The sequence below is a fragment of the Burkholderia sp. AU16482 genome, from assembly GCF_002223285.1.
Taxonomy (GTDB): Bacteria; Pseudomonadota; Gammaproteobacteria; order Burkholderiales; family Burkholderiaceae; genus Burkholderia; species Burkholderia semiarida.
On the sequence record NZ_NKEY01000004.1, the window covers coordinates 331642 to 345460 of the forward strand.

Consider the following 13819-nt stretch of genomic DNA (forward strand, 5'->3'; position numbering starts at 1 on the left):
CCCCAGGAGGCCTGAGTTGGCACACGCAGAACTCGCAGGAAAACACCTCGTTCTCGGCCTGACGGGCGGCATCGCCTGCTACAAGATCGCCGAGCTCACGCGGCTGCTCGTGAAGGCCGGCGCGACCGTGCAGGTCGCGATGACCGACGCCGCCACCCAGTTCATCACGCCGGTCACGATGCAGGCGCTGTCGGGGCGGCCCGTCTACACGAGCCAGTGGGACGCGCGCATCGACAACAACATGGCGCACATCGACCTGTCGCGCGAAGCCGACGCGATCGTGATCGCGCCCGCGTCGACGGATTTCCTCGCGAAGCTCGCGCACGGGTTCGCCGACGATCTGCTGTCGACGCTGTGCGTCGCACGCGACTGCCCGCTGCTCGTCGTGCCCGCGATGAATCGCCAGATGTGGCAGAACCCGGCCACGCAACGCAATGCCGCGCAACTGCGCGCGGACGGCGTATCGGTGCTCGGCCCGGACTCGGGCGCGCAGGCATGCGGCGAAGTCGGCGACGGCCGCATGCTCGAACCCGAGGCGATCTATGAAGCGATCGTCGCGCACTTCGCGCCGAAGGTGCTCGCGCACCGGCGCGTGCTGATCACGGCCGGGCCGACGTTCGAGCCGCTCGACCCGGTCCGCGGCCTGACGAACCGCTCCAGCGGCAAGATGGGCTTCGCGCTCGCGCGCGCCGCGCAGCAGGCGGGCGCCGACGTGCATCTCGTCGCCGGGCCGGTCGCGCTCGACACGCCGTGGGGCGTGACCCGCCAGGACGTGCAGACCGCGCAGCAAATGTACGACGCGGTGATGCAGGCGGTCGCCGATGCCGACATCTTCATCGCGGTGGCGGCGGTCGCCGACTGGCGCGTCGACCAGCCGGCCGAGCACAAGATGAAGAAGACGGCCGACCGCAAGATGCCGGCGCTCGCGTTCGTCGAGAACCCCGACATCCTCGCGTCGGTCGCCGCGCTGCCCGATCCGCCGTTCTGCGTCGGCTTCGCGGCCGAAAGCGGCGACCTCGACGTGCACGGCGACGAGAAGCGCAAGCGCAAGAACGTGCCGCTGCTCGTCGGCAACCTCGGCCCGCTGACGTTCGGGCGCGACGACAACGAAGTCGTGCTGTTCGAGGCCGCCGGCCTCACGCGCCTGCCGCGCGCGCCCAAGGACGAACTCGCGCACGCGCTCGTCGCGGAAATCGCGAAGCGCCTGCCCGACAATCGCCTGATCTGATCCCGCGCGGCGGCACTGGCCGCCGCGCCCTTCCCGACCGATTCGACGACCGCATGAAACTCGACCTGAAGATTCTCGACGCGCGCATGCGCGACTACCTGCCCGCCTACGCGACCACCGGCAGCGCCGGCCTCGACCTGCGCGCGTGCCTCGACGCCCCGGTCACGCTGAAGCCGGGCGAAACCACGCTCGTGCCGACGGGCCTCGCGATCCACCTCGCCGATCCCGGCTATGCGGCGCTGATCCTGCCGCGCTCGGGCCTCGGCCACAAGCACGGGATCGTGCTCGGCAACCTCGTCGGCCTGATCGATTCCGACTACCAGGGCCAGTTGATGGTCTCGACGTGGAACCGCGGCCAGACCGAATTCGTGCTGAACCCGTTCGAACGGCTCGCGCAGCTCGTGATCGTGCCGGTCGTGCAGGCGCAGTTCAACATCGTCGACGAATTCACCGAGAGCGATCGCGGCGAAGGCGGCTTCGGCAGCACCGGCCGCCACTGAGCCACGCAGCACGAAAAACCGGGCCGCACGATCAGCGCGCGTGCCGGTGCCGGTAATGCAGCGCGTAGGCGAGCGTCAGCAGCACGACGAACACGACGCCGACCACCATCGTCATCCGGAATTCGCGCGTGAAAGCGGTTGTCAGCAGGATCGCCGCGACGAGCGCCGCGCCGAGCAGGCTGCCGAACGGGTGCCCCCACATCCGGAATGCGAGCGCTGGGCCCCGATACTTCGAACGGAAGCGCAGGTGCGTGACGAAGATCATCAGCCACGTAAACAGCGCGCCGAACATCGCGATCGCCATCATCACCGTGAACGCGGTGTCGGGCGCCAGCGCAACCAGCACGGCCGCCACCGCGACGCCGCTCGTCGAGATCCATAGCGCGGCGCGCGGCACGCCGTTCGCGCCCAGCCGGCCGAATACCGCCGGCGCGAGGCGCGCGCGCGACAGGCTGAACATCATCCGCGTCGTCACGTAGAGCTGGCTGTTCATCGCCGACAGCGCCGCGATCAGCAGCACGAAGTTGATCACGCCCGCCGCATACGGCACGTGCGTCGCGGCCATCACCTTCACGAACGGGCTTTCGTCGGTGCCGGCCTGCGTCCACGGCACGATCGCCAGCATCAGCGACAGCGTCAGCAGGTAGAACAGCACGAGCCGGAACACGGTCGAGCGGAAGGCGCGCGTGACCGCGTGCTGCGGATCGCGCGCCTCGCCGGCCGCGATCGCGACGGCTTCGATGCTCATGTAGCTGAAAATCGCGACGATCACCGCGACCCAGGTACCCCAAGGCCCCTTCGGCATGAAGCCGCCGTGCGCGGTGTAGTTCGCGAAACCGACGCCCGATGCGGCCGGCGCCGACCACACGAGAAACGCGCCGAGCACGATGAACACGACGATCGCCGCGATCTTCAGCAACGAGAACGCGTATTCGACCGTCCCGTACAGCGTGACGCTCGCGAGGTTCACCGCGATCAGCAGCGCGGAGAAGCCGATCACCCAGTACCAGCCGGGCACGGCCGGGAACCAGTACTTCATGAACACGGCGATCGCGCTGATCTCGGTGCCGATCGCGAACACGACCGCGAACCAGTACGCATAGCGCACCAGGAAGCCCGCGAGCGGGCCGACGTAATGCTCGGCATACGCGCCGAACGAGCCGGCCGTCGGATGCGCGACGGTCATTTCCGCGAGTGCGCCCATCAGCAGCAGCGCGATCAGCGCGCCGATCGCATAGGAAACCAGCACGCTCGGGCCACCGAGCCCGATCGCGAACCCGCTGCCGAGGAACAGCCCCGTGCCGATCGCGCCGCCGATCGCGATCATCGCCATCTGCCCCGACGTCAGCGCGTGGCGCAACCCTTGTTCGCGCGCGACGATATCGTCGAACGACCGTTGTTGTTGTGTCACTGCGTTACCACTCCCCTGCACCACCATCGCGCCGCCGGCGCCGGATAAAACGAAACGGCGCGGAGAACTTCCCGCGCCGTTCGCATGAACAACGAATGATCGCTTACTCGACTTCGACCGTCTCTTCGTTCGGCTTGTGCGGCGGATTCGCCAGCTTGTCGAACGACAACTGCACCTTGTCGCTTTCGTCGACGTCGACGGTCACGTGACCGCCGTTGACGAGCTTGCCGAACAGCAGTTCGTCGGCCAGCGCGCGCCGGATCGTGTCCTGGATCAGCCGCTGCATCGGCCGCGCGCCCATCAGCGGGTCGAAGCCGTGCTTCGCGAGATGCTTGCGCAACGCGTCGGTGAAGAGCGCGTCAACCTTCTTCTCGTGCAGCTGTTCCTCGAGCTGGATCAGGAACTTGTCGACCACACGCATGATGATTTCCTCATCGAGCGAGCGGAAGCTGATGATCGCATCCAGGCGGTTGCGGAACTCCGGCGTGAACAGGCGCTTGATGTCGGTCATCTCGTCGCCCGTTTCGCGGCGCGTCGTGAAACCGATCGTCGCCTTCTGCATCGACTCGGCGCCCGCGTTCGTCGTCATGATGATGATGACGTTGCGGAAATCCGCCTTGCGGCCGTTGTTGTCCGTCAGCGTGCCGTGGTCCATCACCTGCAGCAGCACGTTGAAGATGTCCGGATGCGCCTTCTCGATTTCGTCGAGCAGCAGCACGCAATGCGGCTTCTTCGTGACGGCTTCGGTCAGCAGGCCGCCCTGGTCGAACCCGACGTAGCCCGGCGGCGCGCCGATCAGCCGGCTCACCGCGTGACGCTCCATGTATTCCGACATGTCGAAGCGGATCAGCTCGATGCCGAGCGTGAACGCGAGCTGGCGCGCCACTTCGGTCTTGCCGACACCCGTCGGGCCGGAGAACAGGAACGCGCCGATCGGCTTGTCCATCTTGCCGAGGCCCGCGCGCGCCATCTTGATCGAGGCCGCGAGCGCATCGATCGCCGGATCCTGGCCGAACACGACGCTCTTCAAGTCGCGATCGAGCGTCTGCAGCTTGCTGCGATCGTCCTGCGACACGCTCTGCGCCGGCACGCGCGCGATCTTCGAGATGATTTCCTCGATCTCGCCCTTGCCGATCGTCTTCTTCTGCTTCGACTTCGGCAGGATCCGCTGCGCGGCGCCCGCCTCGTCGATCACGTCGATCGCCTTGTCCGGCAGGTGACGGTCGGTGATGAAGCGTGCCGACAGCTCGGCCGCGGCCGACAGCGCACCCGACGAGTACTTGACGCCGTGATGCTCCTCGAAGCGCGACTTCAGCCCGCGCAGGATCGCGACCGTCTGCTCGACGCTCGGCTCCGTCACGTCGACCTTCTGGAAGCGCCGCGACAGCGCCGCATCCTTCTCGAAGATGCCGCGGTACTCGGTGAACGTCGTCGCGCCGATGCACTTGAGCGTGCCCGAAGACAACGCCGGCTTCAGCAGGTTCGATGCATCGAGCGTGCCGCCCGACGCGGCGCCCGCGCCGATCAGCGTATGGATTTCGTCGATGAAGAGGATCGCGTGCGGCCGCTCCTTCAACTCCTTCAGCACCGTCTTCAGACGCTGCTCGAAATCGCCGCGATACTTGGTGCCCGCGAGCAGCGCGCCCATGTCGAGCGAATACACCTGCGCGTTCGCGAGGATGTCCGGCACTTCGCCGCGGGTGATCCGATACGCGAGCCCTTCGGCGATCGCGGTCTTGCCGACGCCGGCTTCGCCGACGAGCAGCGGGTTGTTCTTGCGGCGACGGCACAGCACCTGCACGACGCGCTCGACCTCCGGCTCGCGGCCGATCAGCGGATCGATGCGGCCGTCCTTCGCCATCTGGTTCAGGTTCTGCGTGAACTGCGCGAGCGGCGTTTCCTTCTGCGCGTTCGCGTCCTCGCTTTCCGCGTTCGCGTCGGTCGACTTCGCGGCTTCGCCGCTGTTCGTCTTCGCGATACCGTGCGAAATGAAGTTCACCACGTCGAGACGCGTGACGCCCTGCTGCTGCAGGTAGTAGACGGCGTGCGAATCCTTCTCGCCGAAGATCGCGACCAGCACGTTCGCGCCGGTGACTTCCTTCTTGCCGTTCGACGTCGACTGGACGTGCATGATCGCGCGCTGGATCACGCGCTGGAACCCGAGCGTCGGCTGGGTATCGACATCGTCGGTGCCCGGGACGGTAGGTGTGTTGTCGTGGATGAAATTGCGCAGGTTCTGACGCAAGTCCTCGATGTTGGCCGCACACGCGCGCAACACCTCGGCTGCCGTCGGATTATCCAGCAGGGCCAGCAGCAGGTGCTCGACCGTAATGAACTCATGGCGCGCCTGGCGTGCTTCCATGAACGCCATGTGCAGGCTGACTTCCAATTCCTGGGCAATCATGCTTCCTCCATCACGCACTGCAGCGGATGCCCTGCCTGCCGCGCATGGGTAACGACTTGCTCAACCTTGGTCGACGCGATGTCCCGCGTATAGACCCCACAAACCCCTCGCCCTTCGCGATGGACCTTCAGCATGATCTGCGTGGCCGTCTCGCGATCCTTCTTGAAATACTCCTGGACCACCATCACGACGAATTCCATCGGCGTGAAGTCGTCGTTCAGCAGCACCACCTTGTACATCGAAGGCGGCTTCAGCTTCTGCTGCTTGCGTTCCAGGACGGTACTGTCCTGCTTGTCCGGGATAATCGCCATACACCCATTCTAAACAACTCGGACAGGCCCGCAATCCTGCCATTACCCGACCGACCGGCCGGCGCCCTCCCCGGTATCCCGGAACACGCGATCGCCCTCGCGCCATACGAAAGCCGGCTGCGGTGCCGGCTTTCACGCATGGCGCGGAACACGAACCGTCAGTGGGAGTCGCACCGGAACGTCGTGTCCGCATCCAGTATCCCACAAGCCGGGACGACTCGAACGCGTGTCACTCGAGCCTGGTATATGAGCCGATTATGCGGCTTTTCAAGCCCCCGCGCTTGGCCACATGCTGCAAAGCAAAGCCGGAAAAACCCTGAAAATGGGTTCTTTACAACGACCCTCCAACCGTCTAAAAATTCCACTTGACACTCCAATAAAGAGCGCCAACAATCAAGCTGGCACTTTTTTCAATTCGTCTGACGGCGAAATGAAAGAGGCCGAAGGTGAGCTTGTGAGGGGGGAACGGCTGTATTTTCCGGTCGTTTAGCTTTTCGAGCGTGCTCGTGGTAAGTAGCAGCGACTGTGTGACAGGGGAAGTAGGAAAATGGCAACTGGTATCGTTAAGTGGTTCAACGACGCGAAGGGCTTCGGTTTCATCACTCCCGACGAGGGCGGTGAAGATCTGTTTGCGCACTTCTCGGCCATCAACATGCAGGGTTTCAAGACCCTCAAGGAAGGCCAGAAGGTAAGCTTCGAGGTCGTCCAAGGCCCGAAGGGCAAGCAGGCTTCGAATATCCAGGCTGCCTGAAGGCAACGGATTTCGGATGAAGAAACCCGGCATATGCCGGGTTTCTTTTTTTGTGGCGCATCTTTCAAAGCGCCAATGCATCGGCGATTTGATTGCCGTTTTCATACAATCGCGGCGCGCAATATACGATTGTCGCGCCAAAGATGCGAATGCGTGGCGCATGAAAAACGGGCGCGCCGCCGAAGCGCCGCGCCCGCCCGATACCCGCACTTGCTGGCGACACGTGCGGCGTACCGGATCCGACACGCCGGCAACGCCGCCGGCGCCATTCGTTACCAGCTGTACGACGCGCCCGCGCCCCACGTCGTCGCCGCGGAGCTAAAGCCGGCGCCGATCTTCATCTTCAGGTTCTCGCGGAGCCGGACCGACGCGCCGAACGCGCCGGCCTGATAGCCGAGATAGCTGCCAAAGCCCATGCCGACGGCAATCGTCTTGCCGGGATCGACATCCGGAATCATCGTCAGCGCGGTGGCCGCCGCGACGCCGCTGTAGGCACGTCGCGCGACCGCGTTGAGTTGACGGAGGTTCACGGCATCCGAAGGCAGCACGGCGTCCGCGAGGTTGGCGATCTTCCTCTCGTTCGTCGGCGTGCCCACCGACACGGTATTGTCACGATCCGCCACCGAGCCGCTCCCCAGCGCCACGGAGTTCGCGCCGGTCGCGACCGCGTCCGTACCGATTGCCGTGCTGTGCGCGCCGGCCGCCGATGCCCCAGAGCCGAGCGTCACGCTGCCGTTGCCGGCCGCGACCGCGCCCGTGCCAACCGCGACGCTGCGCGCGCCGAGCGCCTGGGCGCGCACGCCGTTCGCCATGCTCGCGTCGCCCGTTGCGGCCGCTGCCGCGCCCAACGCCATGCTGTTGTCCGCGCCCGCCAGCGCGCCGACACCCACCGCGGTGCTGTTCGCACCCGATGCGTACGCACCGGCTCCGGCCGCGAGACTCGCATTGCCGGCCGCCGCGGCCTGCGCGCCAAGCGCCGTACCGTTCACGCCCGACGCCGTCGCGCCGGTGCCGGCCGCCATGCTCTGCTCGGCGCTCGCATTCGCGCCCTTGCCGAGCGCGACGCTCGCGTCGCCCGTCGCCGACGCCGAATTGCCGAGCGCCGTGCCGTCCACACCCGCGGCCAACGCGTTCACGCCGACCGCCGAGCCGTTCGCGCCCGATGCCGTCGCGCCGGTGCCGGCCGCCATGCTCTGCTCGCCGCTTGCGTTCGCTCCCTTGCCCAGCGCGATGCTCGCGTCGCCCGTGGCCGATGCCGAATTGCCGAGCGCCGTGCTGTCCACACCCGTCGCCGACGCGTGCACACCCACCGCCGAGCTGTTCACGCCCGATGCCGTCGCGCCGGTGCCGGCCGCCATGCTCTGGTCGGCGCTTGCGTTCGCGCCCTTGCCGAGTGCGATGCTCTCATCGCCCGTCGCCGATGCCGAATTGCCGAGCGCCGTGCTGTCCACACCCGTCGCCGACGCATTCACGCCGACCGCCGAGCTGTTCGCGCCCGATGCCGTCGCGCCGGTGCCAGCCGCCATGCTCTGGTCGGCGCTTGCGTTCGCGCCCTTGCCCAGCGCGACGCTCGCGTCGCCCGTCGCCGACGCCGAATTGCCGAGCGCCGTGCTGTCCGTGGCGGACGCGTTCGAGTTTTTCCCGAGCGCGACGCTGTTTTGCCCCGTGCCGGGTGACGGCAACGAAGAATTGGCAAGCCTGTCGTTGATGTTGTTGATCGATCCGGCCAGCGAATCGGCCGTCGCGCCCAACCGGCCGACTGCGTTGCTCAATTGATCGATCTGCTCCTGCAACGACAGTTGAGCGCGCGCATCCGTGGCCAACAGACTCGACATGCCAATCACACTTGCCGCGATGGTACGCAAGGTCAGAACGCGCACGGCACGCTTTTCGTTCATCAGACCGCCCATCGGGTTTCTTATTAATTTCATAAGAGTCCTAAATACTTGATTTCGTCACTCATGGCGCGACATCGTTTGAATTCAAGAGAAACGGATATCGTCTTGCGCCCGCGTCAATACCGCGCAACGTCATGGCGACACCGGCGATGCCCGCCCGCATGGGCCGGCACCGTAGCGCGTCATGGAAATTGCACTCGACCGAGTATAGGGACCGTCAACTCAAAAGAATATGAGCCAAGTACGAAATTAAGCGCTGTCCGATTGCGTGGATATCGAACATCGGATGCGTCCGAACAGGAATGGCCGCTGTGCGATCGCGGGACGATCGATCCGCCGTCAAACCAGCCCGACGGCGGATCGATCCGGCATCACATCACCTTCAGCGTTCCCATCATCCCGAGATCCTCGTGTTCGAGGATGTGGCAGTGAAACATGCGCTCGCCGGACATCTCCTGCGTGGTGAGGATCGTCACGGTTTCGCCGCTGCGCACGTTCACGGTATCACGCCATGCGCGGAACGGCTCGGGGATGCGCGAGCCGTTCGACGCGCGCTCGATCACCTGAAACTGCGTGCCGTGCAAATGGAACGGGTGATCCATGTCGGTGGCGTTGTGGATCTCCCAGCGCTCGACGTCGCCACGGCGGCTCGTCAGCGTCGCGCGATGCGGCGCGTACGTATCGCCGTTGATCGTGAAGCGCATGCCCGCCGGGCGGCCGTGCGCCGCCCCCTTCATCATCGCGTCCATGTCCATTTCCTCGCCGAACGCGACCGTCTTGTGCGCGACCGGTTCGCCCAGCGGCGGCACCGTGCGCAGCGTGGCAGGCAGCGCGCGGGCCTCGGCGGGCGCGAACGCGACATCGGCCAGCGCCAGCGCCGGATCGGGCGGCAGGCTGCCGTGACCGTCGTCGTGCGACATCGCCATCTTGCGGCGGTCGTACTCCGCCGCCTGCAGCACCGCGCGGGACACACGATCGCCGGCACGCACCAACAGTTCCGCGCGCTCGCCCGGCGCAATCAGCAGCGACGTCACGCGCCGCGGCGCGTCGAACAGCCCGCCGTCGGTGCCCACCTGCTCGAACGCGCGACCGTCGTCGAACGCGATGCGCAGGTAGCGTGCGCTGCACGCGTTCCAGACACGCCAGCGTTCGTCGCCCGCGACGTCGATGCGCGGCCGACGCGCACCGTTGACCAGCACGAACTGGCCTTCGCGGCCGTTCATCCAGTCCATCATGTCGTTCGGCGCGATCGTGCCGTCCCGCGCAAGCTTCAGATCCGACACGAACAGGTGGCGCTCGGGCCAGCCGGCAAGCGGATCCTCCGCGGCGCGCACGACGAACGGGCCGGCCAGCCCGCGAAACACCTGCTCGGCGGTCATCATGTGCGGATGCGGGTGGTACCAGTACGTACCGGCGCTACCCTTCGGCAGCGTGAAGCGATACACGCGCGACGCGCCGGGCGCGACCGGATCGGACGGGTTGCCGTCCTGGTCGGGCGGCACGGGCAGGCCGTGCCAGTGGATCGTCGACGGCTGCGGCAGCTTGTTCACGAACCGGATCTCGACCGTATCGCCCTCGCGCACGTCGATCAGCGGGCCGACGACGGGGCCTTGCGTGCCCGGGCCGAACTGCCAGAACGGGGTCGGCCGCGCACCGCGCAGCAGCGCTCGCGCCACCGGTTGAGCGACCAGCGTGGCCCGGAATGTGCCGGGCTCTTGGCTTTCGTTGGCCAGCGTGCGCAACGTCGCGAGCGGCGCGCCGGCCGGCAGCGCGTCGGCGGCCGCCAGGGCAGCCGGCGCGGGCTTGCCGTGCTGCGCGTGCGCCGACATCCCTGGCATACCCGACATGCCCGGCATGTCGTCCATCGAATCCATGCCGGCCATGCCCGCGTGACCGGCATGCTGCGCCGATGCGGCGCGCGCGAACAGCGACGCGGCCGCGACACCGATGGTGCGCGACAGGAAGGTTCTCCGTCTCATCAATCGATCCTCGTTATGCGTGCAGCGCCGCGCGAGAGCCGCGGCGATCGCGTCATCATAACCGCAGGGCCGGATCGAAAAACGCCGCCGCGGGACGGGTGGCGATACGCCGCAGCGCGCATCGTTACTGCGTCGGACGGCGTCACGACCGCCATCGCCGGGCGGTGCTTCGGCACGCATGGCGCCGCCCCTTCGCACATTCCAGCGGACGCGCTGTGCGCCTTCCGCTCGGCCCTCGCGCTCTCCGCCGCTGCAGCCGGATGCTCGCACCCGCCGATTTTTCACGATGCGGAACAAGTCATTGCGTTATAAAAATTCGTGGTGCAGGGCACAAATTTCCCGTTTCGCGATGCCGAAAAACGTTCCGCAATACAAAACCACGAAAATAATCAATTGTTTTTAAAAGGGAATTTTTGTTTCGAGAAGTCGCTCTACGCGCACCATTCGAGCGGGGCGCGGACGTAGACTTGGTTCCATGCACTGACGCTTCGCCACGACGTTCGACACGGAATCCGGCGCAAGCAGCCAGTCGGGCCACAGCCGGGCGAACCGGCGGACGGCGCAACAGAATCGCTTGTGATCAGAAAGGGAGAACGGAAATGAAGGGATTTCGCTTTGGTTCAGCGCTCGGGTCGTTCTACATCCTGCCGGGTAACGGCGGCTGGGAAGCGACGTTCGGCAACGCCCTGCTCGGCGCGTTCTCGTGCCCCGAAGTGGCGGCCGACCATATCTCGCGCGGCGACTGCGAGCAACTGTCCGAACTCGACACCGCGACGCTCGAAGTGCCGCATGAAATCGCCGAATGGGAAATCGTTCACGTCTGAATGGCAACCCCGCAACGACAAACGCCCCGGGCGACCGGGGCGTTTTTCTTGAGTGCCGGGCGGCGAACGGTTCAATCCGCCGCACCGGCACATGCATCGGCTCGCGCGAGTGCGCGGCCGGCGTCAGGCGACCGCGTCGACGATGCCGTTCAGCGTCGCGCTCGGGCGCATGGCCTGGCTCGTCAGCTCGACGTTCGGACGGTAGTACCCGCCGATCGCCTGCGGCTTGCCTTGCGCGGCCGCCAGTTCTTCCAGGATGCGCGCCTCGTTGTCCGACAGCGCCTTCGCCACACCTTCGAACTGCGCCTTCAGCGCGGCGTCCTCGCTCTGCTCGGCCAGCGCCTGCGCCCAGTACAGGCACAGGTAGAAGTGGCTGCCGCGGTTGTCGAGGCCGCCGACCTTGCGCGCCGGCGACTTGTTCTCGTCCAGGAACTTGCCGGTCGCCTGGTCGAGCGTCTTCGCGAGCACGAGCGCCTTCGCGTTCTGGTATGCGTTGCCGAGGTGTTCGAGCGACGCGGCCAGCGCGAGGAATTCGCCAAGCGAATCCCAGCGCAGGAAGCCTTCCTCGACGAACTGCTGCACGTGCTTCGGCGCGGAGCCGCCCGCCCCCGTTTCGAACATCCCGCCGCCGGCCATCAGCGGCACGATCGACAGCATCTTCGCGCTGGTGCCGAGTTCCATGATCGGGAACAGGTCGGTCAGGTAGTCGCGCAGCACGTTGCCGGTGACCGAGATCGTGTCCTTGCCCGCACGGATGCGCTCGAGCGAGAAACGCGTCGCTTCGACCGGCGTCATGATGCGGATGTCGAGGCCGTTCGTGTCGTGATCCTTCAGGTAGCGTTCGACCTTCGCGATGATCTGCGCATCGTGCGCGCGCGCCGGATCAAGCCAGAACACGGCCGGGGCGCCGGTCGCGCGGGCGCGGTTGACCGCGAGCTTGACCCAGTCCTGCACCGGTGCGTCCTTCGTCTGGCACATGCGCCAGATGTCGCCCGACTCGACCGCGTGCTCGAGCAGCACGTTGCCGGCTTCGTCGATGACGCGCACGACACCGTCCGCCGGAATCTGGAACGTCTTGTCGTGCGAACCGTATTCCTCGGCCGCCTGCGCCATCAGGCCGACGTTCGGCACGCTGCCCATCGTGACCGGATCGAACGCGCCGTGCTGCTTGCAGTCCTCGATCACGGCCTGGTACACGCCCGCGTAGCAGCGGTCCGGGATCACGGCCTTCGCGTCGTACAGTTGACCGTCCGGGCCCCACATGCCGCCCGAATCGCGGATCATCGCCGGCATCGACGCGTCGACGATCACGTCGCTCGGCACGTGCAGGTTCGTGATGCCCTTGTCCGAGTTGACCATCGCGAGGCGCGGGCGCACCGCGTACTCGGCCTTGACGTCCGCTTCGATCGCCTCGCGCGTGTCGGCCGGGAGATCCTTCAGGCGCGCGTAGAGGTCGCCGATCCCGTTGTTCGGGTTGAAGCCGGCTTTCGCCAGCACGTCCGCGTGCTTCGTCAGCGCGTCGCGGTAGAACACCGACACGAAGTGGCCGAACAGGATCGGGTCCGAGACCTTCATCATGGTCGCCTTCAGGTGCACCGAGAACAGCACGTCCTGCGCCTTCGCGTCGGCGATCTGCGCTTCGATGAAGCTGCGCAGCGCGTTGCGGCTCATCACCGACGCGTCGATCACTTCACCGGCCTTCACGGCCGTCTTTTCCTTCAGCACCTTCTTCGCGCCGTCGGTGGTCGTCAGTTCGATCTTCACGCTGCCGGCCGCGGCGATCAGCGCCGACTTCTCGCTGCCGTAGAAGTCGCCTTCGGTCATGTGCGCGACGTGAGCCTTCGACGTGGACTTCCACGCGCCCATCTTGTGCGGATGCTTGCGTGCGTAGTTCTTGACCGACAGCGGCGCGCGGCGGTCGGAGTTGCCTTCGCGCAGCACCGGGTTCACCGCGCTGCCCTTGATCTTGTCGTAGCGCGCCTTGACGGCCTTCTCTTCGTCCGTCGACGGATCTTCCGGATAGGCCGGCAGCGCGTAGCCCTGCGCCTGCAGTTCGGCGATCGCGGCCTTCAGTTGCGGCACCGATGCGCTGATGTTCGGCAGCTTGATGATGTTCGCTTCCGGCTTCAGCGTGAGCTGGCCCAGCTCGGCCAGATCGTCGGAACCCTTCTGCTCCGACGGCAGGATGTCTGCGAATGCCGCGATGATGCGGCCGGCGAGCGAGATGTCGCGCGTTTCGACGGCGACGCCGGACGAACGCGTGAAGGCCTTGACGATCGGCAGCAGCGAATAGGTCGCGAGCGCGGGCGCTTCGTCGGTGAGGGTGTAGATGATCTTGGGCGAAGTGGACATGGTGGTCAAAGCATTGCTACGTGATGGTGGGACTGAAGAGCGCCGGCGGTAACCGGCGGGGAGCGACCGGGTCGATCGCGAAAGGGGCGCGCCGGCTCAGCCGGGCGGTGGTGTTGCGAGGGCCGTCATGTTCTACCTTGCAGGGCCTGCGGGCCGCATCG

The 13819-nt window shown here is 66.2% G+C and carries 10 protein-coding genes and 1 pseudogene; 4 read left to right on the forward strand and 7 right to left on the reverse strand.

The features are described 5' to 3' along the window. Nucleotides 1-16 precede the first annotated feature (16 nt). Both coaBC and dut read left to right on the forward strand, forming a co-directional pair. Nucleotides 17-1228 carry a bifunctional phosphopantothenoylcysteine decarboxylase/phosphopantothenate--cysteine ligase CoaBC gene (gene coaBC / locus CFB35_RS13190; protein ID WP_059646201.1) on the forward strand — a complete coding sequence of 404 codons (1212 nt, stop codon included), beginning with the start codon at nucleotides 17-19 and terminating at the stop codon, nucleotides 1226-1228. Nucleotides 1229-1281: 53 nt separating this feature from the next. Further along, on the forward strand, nucleotides 1282-1728 hold the full coding sequence (gene dut / locus CFB35_RS13195; RefSeq protein ID WP_060966753.1) for a dUTP diphosphatase: 447 nt from the start codon (nucleotides 1282-1284) through the stop codon (nucleotides 1726-1728). Between the two features lie 31 nt (nucleotides 1729-1759). Here the strand turns inward: dut and CFB35_RS13200 are convergent, their stop codons facing one another. The 3 genes from CFB35_RS13200 to clpS all read right to left on the reverse strand — a co-directional run bounded on the left by CFB35_RS13200 (nucleotide 1760) and on the right by clpS (nucleotide 5854). Beyond that, nucleotides 1760-3139: an amino acid permease gene (locus CFB35_RS13200; protein ID WP_089465284.1), complete on the reverse strand. Its 1380-nt coding sequence runs from the start codon at nucleotides 3137-3139 to the stop codon at nucleotides 1760-1762. Between the two features lie 103 nt (nucleotides 3140-3242). Next, nucleotides 3243-5543, reverse strand: coding sequence for an ATP-dependent Clp protease ATP-binding subunit ClpA (gene clpA / locus CFB35_RS13205; RefSeq protein WP_059576869.1), 2301 nt, complete (start codon nucleotides 5541-5543; stop codon nucleotides 3243-3245). Continuing rightward, on the reverse strand, nucleotides 5540-5854 hold the full coding sequence (clpS, locus tag CFB35_RS13210) for an ATP-dependent Clp protease adapter ClpS (RefSeq protein WP_006398529.1): 315 nt from the start codon (nucleotides 5852-5854) through the stop codon (nucleotides 5540-5542). Before clpS ends, clpA begins: the two co-directional genes overlap by 4 nt. A gap of 547 nt (nucleotides 5855-6401) precedes the next feature. Between clpS and CFB35_RS13220 the strand changes: the two genes are divergently transcribed. Continuing rightward, the gene (locus tag CFB35_RS13220; RefSeq protein WP_004196460.1) at nucleotides 6402-6605 is read left to right on the forward strand and encodes a cold-shock protein; all 204 of its coding nucleotides are present in this window, start codon (nucleotides 6402-6404) and stop codon (nucleotides 6603-6605) included. Nucleotides 6606-6877: 272 nt separating this feature from the next. Here the strand turns inward: CFB35_RS13220 and CFB35_RS35315 are convergent, their stop codons facing one another. From CFB35_RS35315 to CFB35_RS13230, 3 genes and pseudogenes are all read right to left on the reverse strand, one after another. Continuing rightward, nucleotides 6878-7888: a YadA family autotransporter adhesin gene (locus tag CFB35_RS35315; protein ID WP_230951146.1), complete on the reverse strand. Its 1011-nt coding sequence runs from the start codon at nucleotides 7886-7888 to the stop codon at nucleotides 6878-6880. A gap of 54 nt (nucleotides 7889-7942) precedes the next feature. Next, nucleotides 7943-8536 (reverse strand): annotated as a pseudogene (locus CFB35_RS35610) (hypothetical protein); the annotation flags it as partial. 338 nt (nucleotides 8537-8874) lie between these two features. Next, the gene (locus CFB35_RS13230; RefSeq protein WP_059576874.1) at nucleotides 8875-10482 is read right to left on the reverse strand and encodes a multicopper oxidase family protein; all 1608 of its coding nucleotides are present in this window, start codon (nucleotides 10480-10482) and stop codon (nucleotides 8875-8877) included. Nucleotides 10483-11081: 599 nt separating this feature from the next. On the opposite strand from CFB35_RS13230, the gene CFB35_RS13235 reads away from it, so the two are divergent. After that, complete coding sequence (locus CFB35_RS13235) at nucleotides 11082-11306, forward strand: hypothetical protein (RefSeq protein WP_006490888.1); 225 nt, start codon at nucleotides 11082-11084, stop codon at nucleotides 11304-11306. 123 nt (nucleotides 11307-11429) lie between these two features. Here the strand turns inward: CFB35_RS13235 and CFB35_RS13240 are convergent, their stop codons facing one another. Continuing rightward, complete coding sequence (locus tag CFB35_RS13240; protein WP_059576877.1) at nucleotides 11430-13658, reverse strand: NADP-dependent isocitrate dehydrogenase; 2229 nt, start codon at nucleotides 13656-13658, stop codon at nucleotides 11430-11432. Between the last annotated feature and the right edge of the window lie 161 nt (nucleotides 13659-13819).